At 48.2% G+C, this 23,686-nt stretch carries 19 protein-coding genes and 2 pseudogenes; 6 read left to right on the forward strand and 15 right to left on the reverse strand.

What is annotated here, in order from left to right:
* Positions 1 to 34: 34 nt before the first annotated feature.
* The 3 genes from MP213Fo_RS12115 to MP213Fo_RS12125 form a co-directional block, all read right to left on the reverse strand.
* Positions 35 to 1,330 (reverse strand): ATP-binding protein, encoded by a 1,296-nt coding sequence (locus tag MP213Fo_RS12115; RefSeq protein WP_421091132.1) that lies wholly within the window; start codon positions 1,328 to 1,330, stop codon positions 35 to 37.
* 106 nt (positions 1,331 to 1,436) lie between these two features.
* On the reverse strand, positions 1,437 to 2,144 hold the full coding sequence (locus MP213Fo_RS12120) for a response regulator (RefSeq protein ID WP_421089245.1): 708 nt from the start codon (positions 2,142 to 2,144) through the stop codon (positions 1,437 to 1,439).
* 180 nt (positions 2,145 to 2,324) lie between these two features.
* The gene (locus MP213Fo_RS12125) at positions 2,325 to 2,828 is read right to left on the reverse strand and encodes a MarR family winged helix-turn-helix transcriptional regulator (protein ID WP_421089246.1); all 504 of its coding nucleotides are present in this window, start codon (positions 2,826 to 2,828) and stop codon (positions 2,325 to 2,327) included.
* A gap of 429 nt (positions 2,829 to 3,257) precedes the next feature.
* Between MP213Fo_RS12125 and MP213Fo_RS12130 the strand changes: the two genes are divergently transcribed.
* The gene (locus tag MP213Fo_RS12130) at positions 3,258 to 3,539 is read left to right on the forward strand and encodes a hypothetical protein (RefSeq protein ID WP_421089247.1); all 282 of its coding nucleotides are present in this window, start codon (positions 3,258 to 3,260) and stop codon (positions 3,537 to 3,539) included.
* A 215-nt stretch (positions 3,540 to 3,754) separates the two neighbouring features.
* Positions 3,755 to 4,396 (forward strand): MBL fold metallo-hydrolase, encoded by a 642-nt coding sequence (locus MP213Fo_RS12135; RefSeq protein WP_421089248.1) that lies wholly within the window; start codon positions 3,755 to 3,757, stop codon positions 4,394 to 4,396.
* Between the two features lie 191 nt (positions 4,397 to 4,587).
* Here MP213Fo_RS12135 and MP213Fo_RS12140 read toward each other — a convergent pair whose 3' ends face one another.
* From MP213Fo_RS12140 to MP213Fo_RS12175, 8 genes and pseudogenes are all read right to left on the reverse strand, one after another.
* On the reverse strand, positions 4,588 to 5,097 hold the full coding sequence (locus MP213Fo_RS12140) for a BA14K family protein (RefSeq protein ID WP_421089249.1): 510 nt from the start codon (positions 5,095 to 5,097) through the stop codon (positions 4,588 to 4,590).
* Positions 5,098 to 5,553: 456 nt separating this feature from the next.
* Positions 5,554 to 5,769, reverse strand: coding sequence for a cold-shock protein (locus MP213Fo_RS12145; protein WP_421089250.1), 216 nt, complete (start codon positions 5,767 to 5,769; stop codon positions 5,554 to 5,556).
* A gap of 627 nt (positions 5,770 to 6,396) precedes the next feature.
* A complete protein-coding gene (locus tag MP213Fo_RS12150) occupies positions 6,397 to 7,257 on the reverse strand; it encodes a lytic transglycosylase domain-containing protein (protein ID WP_421089251.1) in 861 nt (286 codons plus the stop codon).
* Positions 7,258 to 7,494: 237 nt separating this feature from the next.
* A pseudogene (locus MP213Fo_RS12155) lies at positions 7,495 to 7,689 on the reverse strand (hypothetical protein); the annotation flags it as partial.
* Positions 7,690 to 7,742: 53 nt separating this feature from the next.
* A pseudogene (gene uvrB, locus MP213Fo_RS12160) lies at positions 7,743 to 10,224 on the reverse strand (excinuclease ABC subunit UvrB); the annotation flags it as partial.
* Between the two features lie 229 nt (positions 10,225 to 10,453).
* Positions 10,454 to 11,074 carry an SH3 domain-containing protein gene (locus MP213Fo_RS12165; RefSeq protein WP_421089252.1) on the reverse strand — a complete coding sequence of 207 codons (621 nt, stop codon included), beginning with the start codon at positions 11,072 to 11,074 and terminating at the stop codon, positions 10,454 to 10,456.
* Positions 11,075 to 11,409: 335 nt separating this feature from the next.
* Positions 11,410 to 12,585, reverse strand: coding sequence for an alpha/beta hydrolase (locus MP213Fo_RS12170; RefSeq protein ID WP_421089253.1), 1,176 nt, complete (start codon positions 12,583 to 12,585; stop codon positions 11,410 to 11,412).
* Positions 12,586 to 12,798: 213 nt separating this feature from the next.
* Positions 12,799 to 13,686 carry a DMT family transporter gene (locus MP213Fo_RS12175; protein WP_421089254.1) on the reverse strand — a complete coding sequence of 296 codons (888 nt, stop codon included), beginning with the start codon at positions 13,684 to 13,686 and terminating at the stop codon, positions 12,799 to 12,801.
* Positions 13,687 to 14,355: 669 nt separating this feature from the next.
* Here MP213Fo_RS12175 and greA point away from each other — a divergent pair.
* Complete coding sequence (gene greA, locus MP213Fo_RS12180) at positions 14,356 to 14,829, forward strand: transcription elongation factor GreA (protein ID WP_421089255.1); 474 nt, start codon at positions 14,356 to 14,358, stop codon at positions 14,827 to 14,829.
* A gap of 3 nt (positions 14,830 to 14,832) precedes the next feature.
* Complete coding sequence (locus tag MP213Fo_RS12185) at positions 14,833 to 15,915, forward strand: glycosyltransferase family 4 protein (protein ID WP_421089256.1); 1,083 nt, start codon at positions 14,833 to 14,835, stop codon at positions 15,913 to 15,915.
* Between the two features lie 51 nt (positions 15,916 to 15,966).
* Here MP213Fo_RS12185 and MP213Fo_RS12190 read toward each other — a convergent pair whose 3' ends face one another.
* Together MP213Fo_RS12190 and MP213Fo_RS12195 are read right to left on the reverse strand one after the other, a co-directional pair.
* Positions 15,967 to 16,437: an Lrp/AsnC family transcriptional regulator gene (locus tag MP213Fo_RS12190; RefSeq protein ID WP_421089257.1), complete on the reverse strand. Its 471-nt coding sequence runs from the start codon at positions 16,435 to 16,437 to the stop codon at positions 15,967 to 15,969.
* Between the two features lie 263 nt (positions 16,438 to 16,700).
* Positions 16,701 to 18,101 carry a TrkH family potassium uptake protein gene (locus MP213Fo_RS12195; RefSeq protein WP_421089258.1) on the reverse strand — a complete coding sequence of 467 codons (1,401 nt, stop codon included), beginning with the start codon at positions 18,099 to 18,101 and terminating at the stop codon, positions 16,701 to 16,703.
* Between the two features lie 432 nt (positions 18,102 to 18,533).
* On the opposite strand from MP213Fo_RS12195, the gene trxB reads away from it, so the two are divergent.
* Positions 18,534 to 19,493, forward strand: coding sequence for a thioredoxin-disulfide reductase (trxB, locus tag MP213Fo_RS12200; RefSeq protein WP_421089259.1), 960 nt, complete (start codon positions 18,534 to 18,536; stop codon positions 19,491 to 19,493).
* Between the two features lie 295 nt (positions 19,494 to 19,788).
* Positions 19,789 to 20,694, forward strand: coding sequence for a LysR family transcriptional regulator (locus tag MP213Fo_RS12205; RefSeq protein ID WP_421089260.1), 906 nt, complete (start codon positions 19,789 to 19,791; stop codon positions 20,692 to 20,694).
* A gap of 420 nt (positions 20,695 to 21,114) precedes the next feature.
* Here MP213Fo_RS12205 and MP213Fo_RS12210 read toward each other — a convergent pair whose 3' ends face one another.
* Both MP213Fo_RS12210 and MP213Fo_RS12215 read right to left on the reverse strand, forming a co-directional pair.
* Positions 21,115 to 22,317, reverse strand: coding sequence for a pyridoxal phosphate-dependent aminotransferase (locus MP213Fo_RS12210; protein WP_421089261.1), 1,203 nt, complete (start codon positions 22,315 to 22,317; stop codon positions 21,115 to 21,117).
* Between the two features lie 892 nt (positions 22,318 to 23,209).
* Positions 23,210 to 23,419 (reverse strand): cold-shock protein, encoded by a 210-nt coding sequence (locus MP213Fo_RS12215; RefSeq protein WP_421089262.1) that lies wholly within the window; start codon positions 23,417 to 23,419, stop codon positions 23,210 to 23,212.
* Positions 23,420 to 23,686: the final 267 nt, after the last annotated feature.

Genomic DNA, 23,686 nt, shown 5'->3' on the forward strand with positions numbered 1-23,686 from the left:
CATCCATTTTATGTCGGAGTATTATTTGAGGTAATTATGCGGGTATGCTGACTATCGCGCGTAACCCTCCTTCGGAGCTGGTTTCAAGTGTGATGTCGCCACCATGGTTACGGGCAATATCCCGGGCAATCGCAAGTCCCAGTCCGGTGCCGCTGGCATCAAGGTTACGGGCTTCATCCAGCCGCACAAAGGGTTTGAATACTTCCTCACGCTTATCTTCCGGTATGCCTGGGCCGTCATCATCAACTGTAATTGTCAGCCAGCTATTTTTATGCGTAGCACTCAGATGCACGGAATTGGCATAGCGGAATGCATTGCCGACAAGGTTGGAAATCAAGCGTGTAAACGCATTAGGACGCACCTGAATCTGGCTGCTGCCATGCATCTCCACCACTAAGTTACGCTCGCGCAAGCGTGCTTCTTCTTGCAATTTGGCGAAAATAATTTGCAGGTCGAGAATGCCTTGTTCCTCACTGCCTTCACCGCGCGCAAAAGCCAGATATCCCTCCAGCATATTCTGCATATCGGTAATATCCTGATTAAGCGGATCGGTATCAATTTTACCACCGGCAATTGCCAGCTGCAGCTTAAAGCGGGTGAGAATGGTGCGCAGATCATGGCTGACGCCGCTGAGCATAGCGGTACGCTGCTCAATCTGACGTTCAATACGTTCGCGCATCTGAATGAAGGCCTCGCCAGCCTTGCGTACTTCCTCCGCGCCATGCGGACGAAAGCCAACAGGCATTGGCTGGCCTTTACCAAAACTTTCAGCTGCCTCTGCCAGTTGCTGGATCGGCTTGATCTGATTGCGTAAGAACCCGATGGCAATCAGCAGCAATACCAGTGCCGTGCCGATCATCCATGTCAGAAAGATTAATGTATTGGATGCATAGGCCTGACTGCGTTTGGCAAATACCCGTAGCATTTTATCTTCCAACTGTATGCGGATTTCCACCAGATCGGAATCGCCCACCGTATCAATCCAGAACGGGCGGTTGATCTGGCGCGTAATCTCTTCATTGAGAAAATAATCTAGAATAGAGAAAAACGGCTTGGGGCCAGGCGGAGGCAAGGGAGCAGGCGGCAAGATCGACACATTAAGGTCGAGCCGCTGCTGCGCTATGCGGATAATATTCGCGTAATCTGGCTCTTGCGGATAGGTCTCAATAATATCAATAATAGCCGAAATATCACGCACCACGGCAGTTGAAAGCCGCTCTGTAACCATCTGCCAATGGCGCTCCATAAACACAAATGCAATAACCGACTGCAACAACACCATCGGCGCGATGATGATGATGAGCGAGCGCGCATAGAGCCGTTTTGGCATGCGCAGTGCCAGCCAGTCGGAAATTTTGTTCCAGAGCAAAGGCTAAATTCTCCCGCTATTCAGGATCAGAGTATTATTTTTAAATAATAAATGAATTTCGAGCGCCTTATTGTTCAATACTGAGCTTATAGCCTATGCCGCGAACGGTTTGCAGCCAGATAGGATTGGCAGGATCAATTTCGATTTTGCGGCGAAGGCGGTTGATCTGCACGTCGATTGTCCGCTCGCCCACTTCACCATCCTGACCGGTTAATTCATGGCGCGGCACAGTTTCACCGGCGCGTTCGGCAAAGATTGTCATAATGTCCTGTTCACGGTCGGTTAATTTAATAACTTCTCCCGCCTGTTTCAGTTCCTTGCGCGGAATAGAAAATGTGTAAGGGCCAAAAACAATCTGCTCAATAATGTGCTGGGTTGGCTGGGCGCCACGGCGCAAAATATTATTGATACGCAAGGTCAGCTCGCGCGGATCAAACGGCTTGGACAGATAATCATCGGCGCCGGCCTCAAGGCCGTTGATACGGCTGTCGGTTTCTGACAGGGCTGTGAGCATCAGGATCGGCACATTTTTCTTTTCACGCAGCGAGCGGGTCAGTTCAACGCCGCTTTCACCCGGCATCATCACATCAAGAATGATCAGGTCATAATCAATGCCTTCCAGCTTGCGGCGCGCTTCCTGCGCATTGGCTGCCATGGTTACACGGTAGCCGGTGCTGCTGAGATATTGCGACAACAGGCTGCGGATACGGGTGTCATCATCAACCACCAGCAGGTGCGCGGCATCATCGGACAGAATTGTGTCTTCGCTGGTCATTGTTATGTAGCCTTTCATTGCAGAACCAGAGCGGTTTCATTTTTCCTTGAAGAATAAAGTCGCTCTAGCTCTATGTTTAAACGCAGTCCTGGGCGCAAAAACGCTCCCCACTTTTCCTGATACTGCTCTATATTGAGACTGACACAATCAGGCGTAAGTTATGCATGTTTATTTGTCAGCTTACCGGCTTAAAGGCAGGCTGTCGATCTGATCGCGCTGGTCGCTATTGACCATAGCTTTCAGAAAACTTTGAATAATCTGTTTTTCAGACATATTGCTTTCTGCCAGTGCCGCAGCAATACGGTTTGATTGCGGCTTGGTCAGAGAGAGTATGAGTTCGCGGCCTGAAGCTGTGGGATACAGCTCGCGCTGTCTGCGGTCGGCTTCACCTGTCAGTTGCACAATATGGCCGTTATCGACAAGCTGTTTCAATACGCGCGCGAGACTTTGCTTGGTGATTTTCAATACATCGAGCAGCTCTGCAACACTCATGCCGGGCTTGCGGTTAACAAAATACAGCACACGGTGATGCGCGCGGCCAAAGCCCATTGTTTCGAGCTGCTTGTCAGGATCAGCAATAAAATCACGATAGGAGAAGAACAGAAGCTCAATGATGCTCAGATCGTTGACCTCATCTGCAGATAAGGCTGCACGAATTGTACTATCATCATTCTTGGCTCGCACGCTTGAACTCCGGTTATTGGCAATGTCTGGTTGTAGTTTTAAGTTTCTGGCTGGTGATTATAGACTTAAATCAAATGTGGTTTAAGCCATAGTGCCATGTTTTTATGGTTCTCCAGTGTATTTCCTGTTTAAGGCACCTTACCGGATGAAAGCGTGGCACTGGTTGACTGATTGAGAATCACATGGCGATCGGCAAAGCGGGATATATGAGGCGCTGTAGAGCAGTTATTCAGGAGAATGATTTTAACCGGTGATTTTATTTTGATCGTTTTTTACTGAATTACAATAATATGCAGCTTTTCTTTAGTAAAAAGCCATGCTGAATTTATCAGGAAGTTACTATAAGAATTGACAGCGCCGAGTTTCTTGTCATCATCTGGTTATCAAGGCATTTTACTTTGATATGAAACAATATTCGGGGTGACAATCATGGAAGCAATTATTCCTATTCTTGTTCAGTTGGTTTCCGGAGCAGTTGGTGGCAATCTTGTCGGCGCTGTTAAAAATCTGAGCCTAGGCACCACTGGCAATACTGTTGCCGGAGGTATTGGCGGTCTGATCCTGAGCCAGCTCTTGCCGATGCTGACAGGCGGCGGTGTTGATTCTGCAATGAGTGGCATTGTCGGTCAGTTGATCGGTGGCGGTGCCGGTGGTGCAGTTCTGACCGCAGTTGTTGGACTGATCAAAAACAGTATGGCTAATAAAGCCTGAAATTTGCTGAAAGTCAGCACAGAGCCGATTATGTAGAAGCTGCGGGCTGCAAATTAAAAATTTATCTCCTATATAACGGGTAGCTTTGGCTGCCCGTTATCATTTGCAGAACACACTGTGAGCGCAAAACGGCTGCCGTATGTACTAAATGCGGGTTGCGCTTTATCAGGGAAGCACGCCTGTGATGGCTCATATTTTAGATAATCAGGTGATGTATGACGAAGCTTCAGGCAATTATAATTCCGGTAACACCATTCCGGCAAAATTGTACGATCCTGTTTGACAAGGATACTAAAGCAGGTGTGGTTGTTGATCCGGGCGGCGATGTTGAAGCGATCAAGGAAGCGATAACTGAGAACCAGCTCAAGATTGAAGAAATTTGGATCACCCACGGTCATGTTGATCATATCGGAGCGGCGGCGGATTTGCGCGATGCATTAAAAGTGCCGGTAATCGGCTCGCATGAAGCTGATGCACTCTTGTACGATAATGTTGAATCTTCTGCTGCAAAATACGGGCTTGGTGCAGGGTATCGCAACCTCAAGCCGGATCGCTGGCTACAGGAAGGTGATCATCTTTTTCTTGCCGGAGAAGATTTTGAGGTGCTGCATTGCCCCGGCCATTCGCCAGGTCATGTGGTTTTTATCAATAAAGCTATGCATTTCGCTATTGTCGGCGATGTACTTTTCAACGGTTCTGTCGGGCGTACAGATTTGCCCGGCGGAGATCATGAAGCGCTGATCAGCTCAATCAAAGACAAGCTGCTACCTTTGGGGGATGAATACAGCTTTATCTGTGGGCATGGTGCAGGGAGTCGTTTTGGCGATGAGCGCCGTGGTAACCCGTTTCTGGTGTAGTTTTTTTTCGATAAACAGCTCTATAAATTTAAAACAACCGCGAACTCAGTTCGCGGTTGTTTTTGTTCTATAGGCCTGAAATGGCTGGCGACTGGGTTGGATCGCGCGCGCTCTAGATTTTAGCTTTTCGCATTGTCATACCTATCAAGCTGATTCAACTTGATCGTGAAATGCTCTGGCACTTGTCTTGTTTAATTAGAGACGCAGAAGTGATTCTGACCGTCATAACCTCTGAATGTGCCGGATTGGGCATTAAACGACCTGTAGCGCTGTGAGCACCAGTTATACCACTCGCGCGACCATGGCTGAAAAGAGCCCTGATAATTGCGGTTGTAATTACCGCGCGCCGGCGTAGGCGGATAATAGACTGGAGGCGGCGCATTATAGATCGGCTCACGATAAACCGGCTGGGGTTGCGGCTGGGAGATGGCGCCGGCAATAATGGCGCCCGCAGCCAGACCAAGAACACCTGCAGCTATCGCATCGTTACGATTGTTGCGACGGTCACGGCGATCCCAGTCGCGGTTCCAGTTACGATCCCGACCGCGCCAGCCATTATTATTGTTCCAGCCGCCATTGTTATGGCTCCAGTTGCTCTGGTTGCGGCGACCCCAATCATCAGCTGATGCGGCTGAGAAATTACCGGCAAGTGTTGCCAGTGAAAGGCCGGCGATCAAAGTGGTTTTGGTCAACATATTCATAATATATGCCTCCTTACGAAGCTTAACTCATCCGGTTGTGCCGGCTTCCGCTGTCTTTTCTGTCTGCTTTTCTGCATTGAGTAAGACCGTGACTGAGAAATAATACGGAGCACATGAATGGCTGCTGAACAGCAAATAAGGATAATATTCAGTTTTTCAAAGGGCAGGGCTTTTCACAAATAATATCGGCGGATAATCAAGCGCGTTTTGTGATCTTGTGCAGAGCTAAGAATTCTTTAAATAACGGTGCTGAGGAGTTTTCATACAGGCGGCGCATATAAAAAAACCCCGGCAAGAACCGGGGTTTTTATACGATAGGATCGTATGCTGAAGTGCGGAGGATTTACGTTTCGAAGTTCTCATAAATCCTGAATAAATTAGCTGCCGCACTGATGCGTTGCCATCTCATATCCGTGTCAAAACTTGATAGGGAATGATGATGCAATGCGTGATGTCTTATTCAGCAATGCTGATATCGACTGCCTTAGGGCCTTTGCCGCGACGATCCGGTTCTGTTTCAAAAGACACCTTTTGATTGTCTGCGAGATTGGTTAGGCCAGAAGCCTGAACAGCAGAGATATGTACAAAAATATCTGGTCCGCCATCATCCGGTTTAATAAAGCCAAAGCCTTTTTCACCATTAAAGAATTTGACTATGCCGGTCTGTGCCATGGGATACGTTCCTTTTCCTTGGCGCCGTCTTGGCTAAAATAAGCCGCAACGGAATTTTTCGAACCGCTATGCGCACCACACGCCCAGCGGTAGGGGTATGCAGGCAGTTATCGAAATCAGGAAAGGAGCCGATCATTGTCAGGTGATCCCGACCCGGAGCTTATAGCGGTTCCGGCGCGCCGTTCTTCCAGTCTTCCATTGTCCGCCAAATGCCCGAACAATTGAAGACTGATCTATAGAAAGATATTTGGCAAGCAAATTTTTGTGAACATGTTGTTTTTTTCTTGCTTAAGTTTACGTCGCATAAAGTTCAGTAGTCTTTAATATAAATATACTTCAATATAATTGAAATAAGATAAGTTTAGTCCTGTTACGTTTCTTGTTGAGCACAGGGTTTCAGTTTTTCGATTGGGAAATTCAATATTCAGAGATATTTACTCTTTGTTCAAAAAATATTTTATGAGAAATTCTTATATTATTATCGTTTTTTATAATGCACATTTTGAATGACATGGTTCGGTACCGGCATTTGCTATTGCCTTTGTAGTGCAGAGAATAGCTTGCAGCAGCAGAAATACTGAATTTAAAACGCAGCGTAAAAGCAATAAGACTTTGTAATGAGGATTTTCAGCGGTTTTTGCGGATAATGCAGGACCCGCCAGTTGCTCTGATCCTTGTGCAGAGCGTATCCGCGTTCTGGCGGCTATTGGCACCAATGCGTGCAACATAGATTCCTCTCCTGCCAAGCGGGGTGCGAATCCTTGAAATACTGACCTGATGACCGGAAAATAGCTGAGGATTTTGTTTGCGCAAACGGTTCCATTGGTTAGCGACAGCGCTTTGCCTGAAATTACCGGCAATCTGTACCGCCCATGGATAGGGGTGTAATTGGGCCATCGAAAGCCCGCGCGATTTGATGATCGGAAGACGCTGGCAGGCATCTTCAAAACTGAGTTGCTCGTCAAGCGGAACATTGGTTAATTCCTGACCAGTACTGAAATGGTCAACGGATTTTCCGGTGATTGATAGCACATAGTCTTCAGTTTCTAATGGTAGAAAGCCGCCATTTTTTAACCAGTTCGAAAGCCGGTTCGGCCCGCCATTATAGGCCGCTGCTGCCAGCCCCCAACTACCGAAGCGCCCATGTAAGTCTTTGAGAAAAGATGCTGACGCAGGTAGTGCCAATTCAATATTGAAAGCATCCGTGAGCCCGCGCTCCTTTGCCGTGTAGGGCATGAATTGGGCAATACCTTGCGCGCCCACCGGACTGACTGCAAGATGGTCAAAACGGCTTTCTTTCCATATCAACCGCGCGAAGAAATCTTTAGGAATGCCATGCCTGTCTGCTGCGCTGGCAATTTGACGGCAAATTTTAGCAATATCGGGTGCTGCTGGTTTTTCAGGCGGCGCAACAGCTTGCGCGAAGGCATGTGACTGCCCGATTAGGAACGGCAAGAGTGCAGCTAAAATACCGGCCGGCAAGCGCATGAGCTGATCCTGTTGAGAGAAAGCAGAGCTGTTCAAATTCAAATCGAAGTAACTGGTAAACTGGAGCAACTTGAATATTGTCATCATGGGACATACGAAAATCCGGATTACATGGGCTGGTATAATCCGGATACGGGCCGCTTTATCTCTGCATTGAGCCCTTGTAGTCATGCGTTGCTAAAAATATTGTGTCAATACGTTCAGAAAATAATGGCCTAAGCGTATTGACTCGCAATGCTACTTTCCCGGGCGTCCGGTTTTGCTGGAGCGGCGGGTGTTGCGCTTTACATCCACAGGATCTTCATAGGAACCTGCACCGGCGCGGTTTCTCTTTATCGGAGCTGCCTCGTTATCCGGCTTAACGCCAAGCGGTTTAGCCATGTCTGTTCCGGGCCCCATATTGTCGAGCGTCGGCTTTTTAAACAGCGATGGTGATGGCGAAGTTTTGCCTCTGCCGCCCTTGCGGTTCGGCTGCTCAAGCGACATTTCAGCTTCGCGTGCCAGCGGATCATCCGCAATCGCGAGTTCTTTTTCACGCAGACGTTTAATCTCGTCACGCAGACGCGCGGCGGTTTCAAAGTCCAGATCCCCGGCTGCCTCACGCATTTTCTTTTCAAGATGCTCAAGATGCGCGGTAAGATTATTACCGACCATACCACCTTGTTCAGCGAAACCGGTGATATCTGCCCGCACATGGTCGCGCTCATAAACGGAGTTGAGAATATCAGAGATATTTTTCTTGATACTCTCTGGCGTGATGCCATGCTCAGTATTATAGGCCACCTGTTTTTCACGGCGCCGGCTGGTTTCACCCATCGCGCGCTCCATCGAGCCGGTAATTTTGTCGGCATAGAGAATCACATGACCGTCAACATTTCGCGCGGCACGGCCAATGGTCTGCACAAGTGAGGTTTCAGACCGCAGGAAGCCTTCTTTATCGGCATCGAGAATAGCCACAAAGGCGCATTCCGGAATATCCAGCCCTTCACGCAGCAGGTTAATCCCGATCAATACGTCAAAGGCACCAAGACGCAGGTCGCGGATAATTTCAATACGCTCCAGCGTATCGATATCCGAGTGCATATAGCGTACCCGTACACCTTGTTCATGCAGGTATTCGGTAAGATCTTCAGCCATACGCTTGGTGAGAACTGTGATGAGTGAGCGATAGCCTTTTTTAGCGGTTTCGCGGATTTCACCCAGCACATCATCAACCTGCGAGCGGGCAGGGCGCACTTCCACCGGCGGATCAATCAGCCCTGTCGGACGGATGAGCTGCTCGGCAAATACACCACCGGATTGCTCCATTTCCCACTTGCCCGGCGTTGCTGATACGGCAACAGTTTGCGGGCGCATTGCATCCCATTCTTCAAAGCGCAGCGGGCGGTTATCCATGCATGATGGTAGGCGGAAGCCGTATTCGGCCAGTGTTGCCTTACGCTTAAAGTCGCCCCGATACATGCCGCCGATCTGGGGTACGGTCACATGGCTTTCATCAATGAAAACCAGTGCATTATCCGGAATATATTCAAACAAGGTCGGCGGCGGTTCGCCGGGTTGGCGACCGGTGAGATAGCGCGAGTAGTTTTCAATGCCGGCACAAGAGCCGGTGGCTTCCAACATCTCAATGTCAAATGTGGTGCGCTGTTCCAGGCGCTGGGCTTCCAGTAATCGCCCCGCATTGTTAAGCTCGACAAGTCGGTGTTTCAACTCGTCTTTGATCGATTTAATAGCCTGATTGAGTGTCGGGCGCGGCGTTACATAATGCGAATTGGCATAGATTTTAACTGATTTGAGGTCACCGGTTTTCTGCCCTGTCAGCGGGTCGAATTCGGTGATGGTTTCAATCTCGTCGCCAAAAAGCGAAATACGCCAGGCGCGGTCTTCCAAATGTGCTGGAAACAATTCAATTGTATCGCCGCGTACACGGAATGAACCGCGCACGAAATTGATATCCTGACGCTTATATTGCTGTGCGACCAGATCTGCGAGCAGCTGGCGCTGGTCAAGGCGGTCGCCAATCTTCATTTCGAAAGTCATTGCGGTATAGGTTTCAACCGAACCAATACCGTAGATACAGGACACTGAAGCAACAATAATCACATCATCGCGTTCAATTAGCGATCGGGTTGCCGAGTGGCGCATCCGGTCAATTTCTTCATTGATGGAGGATTCTTTTTCAATGAATGTATCGGAGCGCGCTACATAGGCTTCAGGCTGGTAATAGTCATAATATGAAACAAAATATTCAACGGCATTATTCGGAAAGAAACTTTTAAACTCCCCGTAAAGCTGGGCGGCCAGCGTTTTATTCGGGGCGAGAATCAATGCCGGACGCTGCGTGCGTTCAATAATATTGGCAACAGTAAAGGTTTTACCGGAGCCGGTCACACCAAGCAGCACCTGCGTCTGATCGTTGTTTTCAATGCCTTCAACAAGGTCGGCAATCGCTGTCGGCTGATCGCCGGCGGGAGTATATTCTGTCTCCATTTTGAGCAGAATACCGCCTTCGGATTTTTCAGGCCGCTCAGGCCGGTGCGGTGCCCAGAGCTTGCCATTTTTAAACAGCGGATTACCTGATTCAATCAGGGCTGACAGGGCTTCAACCGTAGCGGTTGCGCCACTGCCGGGCATATTGGCGGCATCTTCCATGGTGATATCCATGCCGGATACCGGATTAAGGCCGGAGGCAACGCGTTCTTTGAGTGTGGCGGCTTTGCTTTTAGACGAGGGTTCTTTTTTGAGAGCCGGTTTTTTCACCGTCGTTTTTTTAGCCGGAGCAGGCTTTTGCATTGCCGTGTGCAGCGGCTCCTCTGCCAGCTCACTAATCAATCGCGACCAGTCGGACACAGATGAAGACAGCGGAATTCCTGAAAGTTCAGCCTGTGCCTGTTCTTCAAAGCCATTGGTTTCTGGCTGACTGCTTTGGCTGTCAGGAAAATGGGGCGGCTTGTCTTTGTCGGACATGTCAAAACTCTCTCATCGGCCGGAACGCACTAAGCTGGATTGGGCCAGATCGGGCAGCAGGCACAGTATAGTCAGCGCATTATTATAGTGAATATAGGTATATATGTATAGAACGAAAAGGGTACAATTTGTTTGGGTTAAATTTATATCAGATTGAGTATGGGGGCAGACAAAAACGCCGCAGAATAATCTGCGGCGTTTTATTACGCAGGTATAAAGCCGCGTTATATTATTTTCCGTGTGGACCATCACCGCCACGACGCGGGCGCTGTGCATGCGGGCGGTTTGGTTTGTTGGTGTTGTTCCAGCCCGGACGGTTAGGGCGGTTACCATTGTTCCAGCCTGGACGGTTTGGCTTGTTGCTGCTGTTCCAGCCTGGACGGTTTGGTCGGTGTCCGTTATTCCAGCCCGGACGATTTGGGCGATGGCTATTCCAGCCCGGACGATGCGGACGGTTCGGCCGGTAATAAGGGCGATCCCAGCGGTTATTATTATTGTTGAGTGCAGAACCAATTACCACGCCTGCAATCAACGGAATGCCGATTGTGGCTGCGGTTGTGCCAAAATTATTGTTGCTGTAATTGCCGGATGATCCTTCACGCACAGCGAGATATCGCGATGATGCCCAGCCCGAACGACCTGCATAGCTCACCTGACACCAGCCATAGCCACTGGTGCAGCCGCGTACATCTACGCGTGAACCATTCGGGATTGAGCCGAGGGTGCCGTAATTGGTGCCGGGACCGGTGCGCAGGTTGAGATTTGTTGTCACAATCGCGTTGGCTGCCTGTGCAGCAGTTGCCGAAAGCAGGGCAATGGCAAGAATTGCCGATTTCATAACCCGTTTCATACTGTATCTCCCTGTGAGAAAAGTGCGTTTATTATAGCCGGCAGATAGATCTGAATATTTTAACGAACGCTTTATTGTATAAACGGATCACGATGTAATCGGTTCCGTTTTTCTATAAAACAACCCATATTATATAACCGGCATCTTTACGATTTTCGATCGTTAACCTGTTCTATAATGCTTTATGTGAATGCAGCCTGAATGCATATTTTTATAATATAATACTTAAATTTTATAATTGAAAATAATATTGTAAAATGTGGTTACTTTACATTCTGTAATTATCAGCAGTGCTCTTGCCTGACACAAGCAAGGGCACTGCAAAAATGCGGTTTTTATTGCTGGAAGCCAGTTGCAGCAGCGGTTAAAATTCGACCCGGCAAGTAAATAACCATTGATGCTGCGCCTGCAACTACGGATGTGCCATCTGCCAGTATCGCTTCACCTGAGGTCTGACCTTCACCCTTCAGTGTATTAAGTGACAGGCTACCATCACTGACCAGAGCCATCAGAGTGGGTGATGAAGCAAAGACGCTATGCGCCCCGCCGTCGACACTGCTGGCATCAAGCACGGCAATGCCATATTTTTGTAAAGTGGTGATACTGGAGCCGTCGCCGACGCGCGAATGCCCGCCGGTAATACGACCTGAAATATTGAGGGCGCTGTCATTGCGTGATACCAGAACGGCCATTGGCGGTAGCGGGGTAACATCCTTGACCTGTTTTTCAAAGACATCGAGATCAATATCGGGTGCTGCAAGCAAGACATTATTGATGCGCTTCAGGGCTGTGCGTTCTTCATTGAGTGAAAGTGTGCGCAATGCTTCCATCGTGACAAAACTACCCATGGAATGCCCGACTAGTAATATGCGCTTGGCTTTGGTTTTTGAGGCTAATACCAGCAATTCTGCAAGGCCGTCGCGTGCGAAATTAGCGCTGTCACGGTCGTAGACATAAAGACCCAGCGATGCGGCCGACGGCCATGCATAATGCACCGCGACTGATTTCAGGCCGTAATCATGGGTAAATTGCGCTGCACGAAAGGTGCTGTCTGCAAAATTATTATTATAACCGTGAACAAAGATCAGCAATTCCTGATCTTTGGCAGGCTGCTTATCGAGTGCCTGATTGAGTTTGTTGACAAATATCTGGCTGTTATCAAAGGGCTGGAAGCTGACAGCAGCAAAATGCTTAGCCGGATCAGGCTTGTAGCCGGTTTTTTCAACCACGCCTTTGACATGCGCTTTGGGTATGCCGACATCAACGCGCGAAAAATTCAAGGTTGCGGAACGTTGTGAATTATAGGGCATCGAAAAATCATTGCTGCGCTGACGGCTTGTCGCGACGAAAACCGGCACAACTGCAGCGGGTTTGGCAGGCTTAATAAATGCTGCCTGCGCGGCGGCCAAAGAAGCTGGACTGGAATTAGGCCCATGCCAGAGCACAGCACGTGCGCCGGTACAGCCGCTGAGTATTATAGAGACGAATGCCAAAAATAATATACGCGCCATTCGCTGCATATCCTTAAACACGTGCTGAAACGGTTTTTAAAATCAGTTTATTGGTTGACTATTGCATCTGTTTATCAGGGTTCCGGACTTTGTAACACCCTGTGAAACGATCAGACGCTGTTAAAGTAGTAACAAGATAGGTGGGAACATGGTGTTTTCCAGAGCTATTTTGCAGTATTTGGCGGCTAATAAGGATTTTGCACCGGCTTTGTCTCAGGCCGGTGCTTTTTTGAAGCGCAGACGGGGTACAATCTCAACCATTAGCATCGACGCGAAAATCAGGGCGCAACCAGCAAGGCCAATTGATGGCAGGCGTTCTCCGAGAATGATTGCGCCAAACAGGGCGGCAAACAAAGCCTCGGATGACAGAAAGATCGCTGCCTGTGGTGCGCTGGTATAGCGTGTACCGATTGCTTGTAGTGTAAAGGCGATGCCGGATGAGAAAACGCCGGTAAAAAGCACTTCCGGTGCGGCTGCCTTGATGGCCGGCCATTCTATGGTTTCAAATATTAAGGCAAGCCCAAGACCGACAATGGCGACGACAGCAAACTGGATACAAGCCATGGTGACAGGGCGCCCGATCCGCAATGCGTAGCGGGCGATGAACAAGCCTTGTAAAGCCCAGAAAAAAGCGCCTGCGATCATCAGCCAATCACCTTTGCTGAAGCCATTTAGTGAGCCGCCTGATAACATCCATATGCCGGTGAGGCTGATAATCGCGCAGATCCAGACAATTGGATGCGGCCATTGTGAAAACAATATTACCCCTAAAATCGGAACCAGTACGACATAAAGGCCGGTCAAAAAGCCTGCATTGGTGACAGACGTGGTGAGCAGGCCGGTTTGCTGCAAGATCATGCCCGAAACCAGCATGAGGCCGAGAATCATGAATGCCTTATAATCCGCGGCGCGCAGGGGGGTGGTGGCGCGTTTGGTTTCAAGTAGAGCCAGTGGCGCAACAGCCAATGTTGCCACAATAAAGCGTAAGCCGATAAAGGTAAGAGGGCTTAAGTTTGCCATGGCTGTAGACTGGGCGACAAAGCCGAGTCCCCAGATCAAGCCGGCAAAAAGGAGCAGAAGATTAGCGCGGGACTGTGTCATGCAAGAGCCTGAATAGAAGAGCATAGGATGTTTGTATTCAGGTTTACCGGAGTGAATATCTGAAGTGCAATGTAGCGTTTAAGCATACCGTGTTTTCAAATATTAGATATGTCTGTAACTGGCTTGTTCCTGCAAAGGTTTTTGCGCGTAATTACAGAACTCATCTGATAGAGCTGAATGCGGAAAAGATATTTAAACCACATTCACTATGCTGCATTATTATGGGAAAGCAAGCCGGTTATCGTTATGAAGCTATGTTTGAAAAAAAGACATAACTGATAGCTATAATGCTTCAACATTACATCTATATGGTTTGTCTCATTATAATATTTCTGATTTAGGATTTTATATTGTTGCTTTGAATTTTCTACGGTTTTTGATGGTAAAAATATTATGAAAACTTAGTAAAAAATAAAATAGTTTGATAATTTTGTTTCGTAAAAACTTGCTGCTTTAATGTGAGGACAGAAGTTTTTCACAAGTTTTTTGACGATGCTTTTTGCTCTTTCTTTTTGTTTGCAAAACTGGCACCATGATTGAAATATGTAGTAAATGTTGAACGGTTCCGAAGCACCGCTTCGGGGGCCGTTTTATTTTTGAGTCTTATCGAGGGTTTGAGCCTTGGTGCGCATGAAAAACGCGCATATTAGACACGTGAAAGGACAGGGCATGGAAAAGTTCCCTATGACACAGGCTGGCTTTGATCAGCTTAAAGAGGAACTGCGCTGGCGTCAGCAGGTTGAGCGTCCGCGCATCATTGAAGCGATTTCGGAAGCGCGTGCTCACGGCGATCTTTCCGAGAATGCAGAATATCACGCTGCTAAAGAAGCGCAGAGCCTGAATGAAGGCCGCGTTGGTGAGTTGGAAGACTATATCGGCCGCGCTGAAGTGATCGATATTTCAAAGCTTTCCGGCACAACCATTAAATTTGGCGCCACAGTAACATTGATCGATGAAGACAGTGAAGAAGAGCGGGTTTACCAGATCGTTGGTGATCAGGAGGCGGATGTTAAAAAAGGCCGTATCTCGATCTCGTCGCCGATTGCCCGTGCTTTGATCGGCAAAAGTGCCGGTGATACTGTTGAATTTAATGCGCCGGGCGGTGCCCGTTCCTATGAAATTCTTGGTATGAAATATATTTGATCCGTGCGTGTTTCCCTTGCCGATACTGATATCATAGCGCCTAATTTTAAAAAACGTCTCTCCGGCGTCACCTCGACGATTGTCGCGCTGGTGCCGGTGCAGCGTAAAATGGGCATTAAGATCGCAGCTGTCGGGCCGGGGCTGCCTGAAACATTGCCGCATATTTTGTTACGCGACCTTGCCGGATTATGGCGTAAGCCTGCTTCAGGCAAGGCATGCCGTATCTGGCATGCGCGCCGCAATGTGGAAATGCTCGCAGGCATTGTGATGCGTGATGTTCTGCGCATGAAGCTGAAGCTGGTTTTTACTTCAGCTTCGCAGCGTCACCATAAAAACTTTACCAAATGGCTGATCCGTCAAATGGACGGCGTTTTAGCCACAAGTGGTCGTACTGCCGGCTATCTTGAAGTTCCGAATACTGTGAGTATGCACGGAATTGATCTGGAGCTGTTTCATCCGCCGCGCACTGCGCAGGATCATTTTGCTGCCACCGGTTTGCCGGGCAAATATGCCATTGGCTGTTTTGGTCGTGTGCGGCATCAAAAAGGCACTGATTTATTTGTCGATGCGATGATCGAGCTGCTACCGCATTATCCGGACTGGACGGCAGTGGTGGCAGGGCGGGCTACGGCCGAGCATCAGGGTTTTGAAAAAGAGTTGCAGGAAAAAGCGCGCAAGGCCGGCCTGGCTGACCGGCTGATTTTTCTCGGTGAAGTGCCGTTTGTCGGCACGGATGAAAGCGGAGATATTGGTATCAGTGCTTGGTATCGCCGTCTTGATGTGTATGTAGCACCATCTCGCACCGAGGGTTTTGGTTTGACTCCGCTTGAAGCTATGGCTTCGCACACGGCTGTTGTTGCCAGTGATGCCGGTGCCTATCCTGAATTGGTGGTTGAAGGCGAGACCGGCTATGTGGTGCCTTCAGGTCAATCAATGGTCTCTGCGATTCAGAGGTATTTCCGCGATCCTGCTTTGGCAGCAAAACATGCAGATAACGGTCTGAAACGCGTTCAGACATTGTTTCCGCTCGAGCGCGAGGCTGAGACAATCGGCAGGTTTTATGAAGAGATTTTCGCTCAGGAATAAAATGCAAAAAGCGGGTTTTGAACCCGCTTTTTTATTTGCCGCATCTAAAAGTCAGATCGCAATCAGCACTTCATCTTTAACCGGTTTGATCGTCAAAGCAGTGCGCACAGAATCGACATTGGGTGTTGCTGTCAGCTCTTCAATCACAAAAGTCTGAAATGCGTTGAGATTGGGTGCTACGCAATGCAACAGGAAATCCGACTCTCCGGAAACCATCCATGCACGGCGTACCAACGACCAGGATTTTGTTTTTTCGGCGAAAGCTTTCAGTTCGCTGTCTGACTGGTGCTTCAGGCCGATTGAGCAAAATGCTACCAGATCCTGTCCGACAGCTTCACCTTTGATAATCGCCTGATAGCCCTGAATGACACCGCTTTCTTCAAGCTTTCTCACGCGGCGAAGGCATGGCGGAGCCGAAATGCCGACCCTTTCGGCCAGCTCGACATTGGTCATGCGCCCGTTATTTTGCAGTTCCCGCAGAATTTTCCAGTCAATATCATCAAGATCAACCTTAATCGGCATGGGTACTCCGTAGCGGATGGCAATAAAAATGTCTTTGAACTGTCAATATTATGGTTTCAACCGCAATATGGCAGCGTGAATATTCAGGTCTAAACGGCGATTTTATAAAAATCGCCTCACTGCTCTAATCAGTTATTTAGGTGCAATGCAAGAAGAATGGCGGCTCCAGACACACAGAACCCGCTTTTCAAGAATTGCTTTAGACTCTACGCATTATAGCATGAATGAAACAATGAGAATGATTAATTGAAACTATCAACCATTCACCTGATCCAGAAGGCGCGGGTAAACAGAATGGCAACCGTGATCAGCTCCAGTCTTCCTGCCAGCATCAGATAGCTCAGCACCCATAATGCATTATCATTAATGGTTGAGAAGTTACCGGCAGGCCCGATAGTTTCACCAAGGCCGGGGCCGACATTGGACAAAGCTGTTAACGCTCCGGTGAAAGCTGAGGTAAAATCCAGCCCGAATGTTGCCAGTGCCATTGTGCCGATGATCAGGGAAGCAAAGTATAAAAACAGATAGAGCAGGGCGCTTTGGGCAATATCAGGAGTGATTTCCGAAGAGCCATAGCGGGCTTTGACAACAGCATGGGGCATAACCAAGCGAGTCAGGCTGGCTTGGGTTGTGCGCCAGAGAATGATGATACGATTGATCTTCATGCCGCCGGAGGTTGATCCGGCGCAGCCACCAATGAATGAAGCCAGAAAAAACACACCAACAGCAGCCGGCCCCCAAAGTGTATAATCCTGCGTGGCAAAGCCGGTGGTAGTAAGGACAGATATGAAGTGGAAACCGGCCTGCAGCAGAGCTGTACCAAATGGCAGATCAGAGCTTACACGCAGTAAAATAGCGAGCGCGAATGTAAATAGCACGATCAGAGATAAAAACAGCTTTACCTGCGGATCCAGCAGGTTTGGCAATTGCTGGGGGATGACCGCTTTAATATAGAGAATAAACGGTAATGAACCGAGGGTCATGAAAATCATAGCCACGATAAGAATGGCATTGTTACCACTAAAAAATCCGAATGAGGCATCGTGGGTCGAATAACCGGCTGTGGAAATTGTTGTCAGGCCGTGATTAATGGCATCGAACATGCCCATGCCAGCGGCAAAATACGATACGATGCAAAGCATTGTTAGTCCGCAATAAGCGATAATAATGCCGGTTGCCAGCTGATTGACCCGGGGTAGAATTTTTTCTGATTTATCGGATGATTCCATATGAAACAGCTGCACGCCGCCAATGCGAAGCGATGGCAGAAGTAAGAGTGCCAATCCGATAAACCCGATACCACCGATCCAGCATAGCAGTGAGCGCCAGATCAGAATGCCGCGCGGCATCTGGTCAAGTCCTACCAGTGCTGTAGAGCCGGTGGCGGTGATGCCGGAAGTGGATTCAAATAATGCAGTCGCAAAGCTGATTGGGAGATGCGAAAAATAAAATGGTATAGAACCGATCAGCGCGGCTGTGACCCAGAGTGAGACGGTCAGCAGAAAGCCAAGGCGTGGTGAAAAGCGCACATGGCTATGCTGGGTGGAAACAAAAACCAGCGACGACATGGCGGCGGTAAACAGTGACGAGCGTACAAAAATGAGCCAGTCCGGCGTGCCGTCGCGCAAGTCAAACATTGCAGGAAACAGCATTGCCACGGCCATGATCAGACCTAAACGCGAACAAATATTACTTACAAAGCGGAAAATGATCCTGCCCTTTCGCGTTTCGAAATTTACTCAGCGCTACAGATGATGAAAATCTGCAATGATAAGCAATGCTGCTGACACTCTATGTGATCTCTTTATAAGAAAACTATAGTTCACTAGCAAAATTTTTATGCCTTTCCTATGGGATAGCGCTGCAACAAAAACCACTTGTGACTTCTTAGGAACACTGCACGGCTTTTTCTTCGGCCTCACGTAACCGGCACAGTGCGCAAAGACCCTTAAACCCGAATAAAGCGTGGATTAAATTAAGCTTAAGCCGCGCTTCAGCTTGTAATCTGATAGTGTGAAACCTAGGTTCAAACCAACACTGCTCTGTCAGAGTAGTAATAAAATTTATCTGATATTTATGCGGAAAGAGAGATTTTCATGACCCAGCGCCATGTTCCAGTGCTTATCATCGGTTCCGGCCCTGCCGGTTACACGGCAGCAATTTATGCCGCGCGCGCTATGCTTAAGCCAGTGATTGTGACAGGGCTGGAGCAGGGCGGTCAGCTGATGATCACCACTGATGTGGAAAACTATCCCGGCTATGCTGAAGCGGTTCAGGGGCCGTGGATGATGGAGCAAATGGCCAAACAGGCTGAAAATGTCGGCGCGGAAATTGTTTATGATCTGGTCTCAGAAGTTGATCTTTCCAAGCGCCCGTTCACCGCTAAAACCGACAGCGGCACCATTTTTACTTGTGATGCGTTGATTATTGCCACCGGAGCGCAGGCCAAATGGCTGGGGCTTGAAAGTGAACAGCATTTTATGGGTGGCGGCGTGTCAGCCTGTGCAACCTGCGACGGTTTTTTCTACCGTGGCAAAGATGTGATTGTGGTTGGTGGCGGCAATACTGCGGTTGAAGAAGCGCTTTATCTCTCGCATATCGCCAAATCGGTTACCGTTGTGCATCGCCGTGACGGTTTTCGTGCGGAAAAGATTTTGCAGGAACGTTTGCTGAAGCGTGAGAATGTCAATGTTATATGGAACCATGCTGTTGAAGAAATTACCGGTAATCCGGCACAGCCACCAATGGGTCCGATTGTTACCGGTGTGCGTCTCAAAGATACCGTGAGCGGGGTGATCAGTGATGTGAAGACCGATGGTGTATTTGTGGCAATTGGCCATGCTCCTGCGGTTTCATTGTTTCAAGAACAGCTCAAAATGAAGGATAGTGGTTATTTGTGGACTGCTCCCGATTCAACTGCCACCAGTATTGAAGGTGTTTTTGCAGCAGGCGATGTGAGTGACGATGTTTTCCGTCAAGCTGTAACTGCGGCGGGACTTGGTTGCATGGCGGCTCTTGAAGCCGAGCGCTGGTTGGCGGCGCAGCCTGAGACATAATCAGCTAGCCTCAGTCGGAAAATCGGCGGATTTAACAGCTATCAATGCCTAAATACGTATAATATCAAAATGATAGTGCGCGTATTTAGGCTATATAGTCGGTATTTTGTTGTATCGCTGATTATAAGTTGCCACAATTTTTTGTTTGCTGCCAAATAGCGAATATAAATTGATTCTGATCGACTGTGACTGTTGGAATGGGAAGCGCAGAACCTGCGTTCTGTTGCGCGCCGGAGGATGAAAAAGCAATTGCCGTTGATAGAGAGAGACGTTAATTGCCTGAAAAGGGGATAGTGTGGTGGCACCACTCGACTGGGATAAGCTACGCATTTTTCATGCCGCCGCTGAGGCAGGCTCGTTTACCCATGCCGCGCAGACATTGCATTTGTCGCAATCTGCGATTTCACGGCAGGTGAGTGCGCTTGAGCAGGATGTCGGCGTTGCGCTGTTCTATCGTCATGCACGTGGCCTCATTCTGACCGAACAGGGGGAGATCCTTTATCGCACAGCCCATGATGTGCTGATGAAGCTTGAAAATGTACGTAGCAAGCTCAATGAAAACCGTGAAAAACCATCCGGCCGCTTGCGTGTTACGACCACTGTCGGGCTTGGTTCTGGCTGGCTGATTGAGCGGATGGAAGAGTTCGCGGATCTCTATCCGGATGTGCAGGTGCAGCTTATTCTTGATGATGAAGAGCTGGATCTGACGATGCGTCACGCGGATTGTGCTCTGCGTTTGCGTCAGCCACAACAGCCTGATCTTATCCAGCGCCGGTTGTTTACTGTGCATATGCATGTTTATGCGTCTGAAGGCTATATTGCCAAATATGGCAAGTTGAACACCATTGAAGAGCTGGATGACCACCGTATTGTAACGTTTGGTGAATCGGCGCCATCGTATTTGGCGGGTTTAAACTGGCTTGAAATTGCCGGTCGTACCGATGGCAGCGCACGTATTCCGACCCTGCAGGTCAATAATTTGCTCTCTATCCGTCGTGCTGTGCTGGGCGGCGTCGGAATCGGCGTTCTGCCGGATTACATGGCGGACAAAACCTCAGGCATGGTGCGTTTATTGCCGGCGCTGGGTGAAATACCGACTTTTGATACGTTTTTCTGTTATCCTGAAGCACTTAAAAACGCCGCCAAACTCCATGTTTTCCGTGATTTTATTTTTTCAAAAGCCAGAAACTGGTCTTTTTAAAATCAACCATATTTAAACTGAATTTAAAGCCGGTATTTTACCGGCTTTTTTATATTTCGCAGTTGTGCAGAAAATGCATGTCGTAAATTCTGAGCTATCTTATATTGCATAGCTGCTTTGCAAGAACGGGCGTTGTGAAGCCAGGGGTAAACAGGCATATAAGGGTCATCTTAGTGATGCGTCTCCTCCTCCCATTGCGCATCCTAAGTGTTCCCCTCGAAGGCTTGTCCATATGACGCCTTCAAAACTCCAAGCCGGACACTTGTCCGGCTTTTTTTTGTCCAGATTCCTGAGCTGCTTCTGATTTGTATTATTGTGCAAGTATACAAAAAGCCCCGAAAAGCGAAGGCTTGCCGGGGCTGGATGATTGCGCTGTAATCCGAAAATCACAGCGCTCTATCTGTTGGTTTAAACGCAGCTTTAACGCAGTGAAGCGCAGAAACGCTGAATACGAGTGCAAGCTTCTTCCAGCAGGGCTTCCGAAGTTGCATAGGAAATACGGAAATTTGGTCCAAGGCCAAATGCCGAACCCTGTACAACTGCAACACCTTCAGTTTCTAAAAGTTCATTGATGAAATCAACATCGTTTTCGATCCGCTTGCCTGATGGCGCGGTTTTGCCGATAGCGCCTTCAACGGATGGATAAACATAAAATGCGCCATCCGGAGTAGGGCAATGGATGCCTTTTGCCTGATTGAGCATGGAAACCACCAGATCGCGGCGACCCTGAAAGATCGCCTTGTTCTTTTCAATGAAATCCTGCGGGCCATTCAACGCTTCTACTGATGCCCATTGTGCAATTGAGCATGCGCCGGAGGTCTGCTGCCCCTGAATCATATCCATTGCTTTAATCAGTTCAAGCGGACCTGCAGCATAACCAATGCGCCAGCCGGTCATCGCATAGGCTTTTGAAACGCCGTTCATGGTCAGTGTGCGGTCATAGAGCTTTGGCTCTACCTGTGCTGGTGTGGTGAATTTGAAATCACCATAAACCAGATGCTCATACATATCATCTGTCAGCACCCAGACGTGCGGGTGACGCAACAATACATCTGTCAGCGCTTTAATTTCGCTTTCATGATAGGCTGCACCTGTTGGGTTGGATGGCATGTTGAGGATCAGCCATTTGGTTTTTGGCGTGATCGCAGCTTCCAGTGCTTCAGGTTTGAGCTTGAAGTTGTCAGCAATCGTAGTTTCAGCAAAAACTGGTGTACCGCCGCAAAGCGAAACCATTTCCGGATAGCTGACCCAATAAGGGGCAGGAATAACAACTTCGTCGCCCGGATTCAGCGTTGCCATCATGGCGTTGAACAGAATTTGCTTGCCGCCGGTGCCGACAATTGTCTGTTCCCATGTATAGTCCAGGCCGTTTTCACGCTTGAGCTTTGCTGCAATTGCCTTGCGCAGTTCAGGGATGCCGGAAACCGGAGTATATTTGGTTTCGCCGCGATTGATCGCGTCAATTGCAGCCTGCTTAATATTGTCAGGGGTATCAAAATCCGGCTCACCTGCGCCAAGGCTGATAACATCTTTACCTTTAGCTTTCAGCTCACGAGCTTTCTGGCTGACAGCAATAGTGGCAGATGGTTTTACGCGGGACAGTGCGTCGGCGAGGAATGCCATGATCATTACTCCTGAATGGAACTGGCGATCCGGCAAATAGCCGGAGGGTAAGTGAAAACTCAAACATCGCGCAATCTCCACAACTGCGGTTGCTTCAGCGTTATTGCCGGCAGATTGAGGAGGCGCTATAGCGGCGTTGTTACACATTGCTGTATGACAGACTAGGCTGTTCGCAAGTGTTCTCGGCGTATTTACAGCTTTAACGGCCGCACTAAACCGGTTGGGAGCAACGCTTATATAGAGCCGTACTGTTTGATCTTACGGCACCAGCGTTATGTCCCAAATAAGATCGGAGTGCAAGAAAAGCTTTGCATTAAGTTTAAATGTAAGATGTTGATTTTTAAAAAAATGAAAATTTGAAATATAGGAATTTTATTTACAGTTTTGATTGAAAAGTTTCTTAATGTGAAAGTATTTTTGCATATTTTGTAGTTTTAATTAGCAATTAATGGCGGTTGTGAGGAAAAAACATAATAAATAATGTATAATTTCAGTATACCTGCGCTTATATTAAAAAATTAAGGGGTTTTATATTGAAGAAATTTATATTTATTATGTCATTTTTATCAAGTTTAAATATGGCCGGAATGTCAGGTGCCTACGCGTCGAATATAGAATCAATAAATAGTAATAATAAGAGTATTTTTAGTATATGTATTTCGTTTCTAGATTATGAATGTTGTGTAAACGAAAGTCTCAGATTTGAATGCAAAAATAAATAAATGAACTTAGATTCTAAAAAGAAAAGGCGGGTGAGCCCGCCTTTTTTTCGATCCAAGATTGTCAGTCAGTTTTGATCAGAACACCCTGTATCTTTAGCCAAGGCCTGAATACTGTTTTAACAGTAGCAGATGGAATTTCATCCGCTTCAGGTCTACACCTTTATTGCCAATTAGTTTGCAACAAGGTTGTCGGCAGATGAACGACCAGAGCGGCGGTCCTGCACGATTTCGTAAGTGACTTTCTGGCCTTCATCGAGCTGAGCCAAGCCAGCGCGCTGTACAGCGGAGATATGAACGAACACGTCTGTGCCGCCCTCATCTGGCTGAATAAAACCGAAACCCTTGGTCGTGTTGAACCACTTAACTGTTCCCGTAGCCATGGGAAATTCCTTCAAGTTCATAGTAAATTCAGGTTCGCCTTTCTGGGGCGTTCCCGGTGGATCGAAGTTGTTGATGAAAGATTATGAGATGTACGGGCTTGCCGTACGGGCCGCAAAATCACTCGACCGAAAATTCGATGAGATTAACATATGCGACATTTTTTACCAATACAAGGCAGCCTCTGCGTAAATCTTGATCTGCGGAGCAATAATTATCTGTGTAAGTCACAGTAGACGCAAAGGAATTTCCATATGCCGCCTTTGGAA

This window comes from Pseudochrobactrum mosebachae (genome assembly GCF_048914685.1).
In the GTDB taxonomy this organism is placed as follows: Bacteria; Pseudomonadota; Alphaproteobacteria; order Rhizobiales; family Rhizobiaceae; genus Pseudochrobactrum.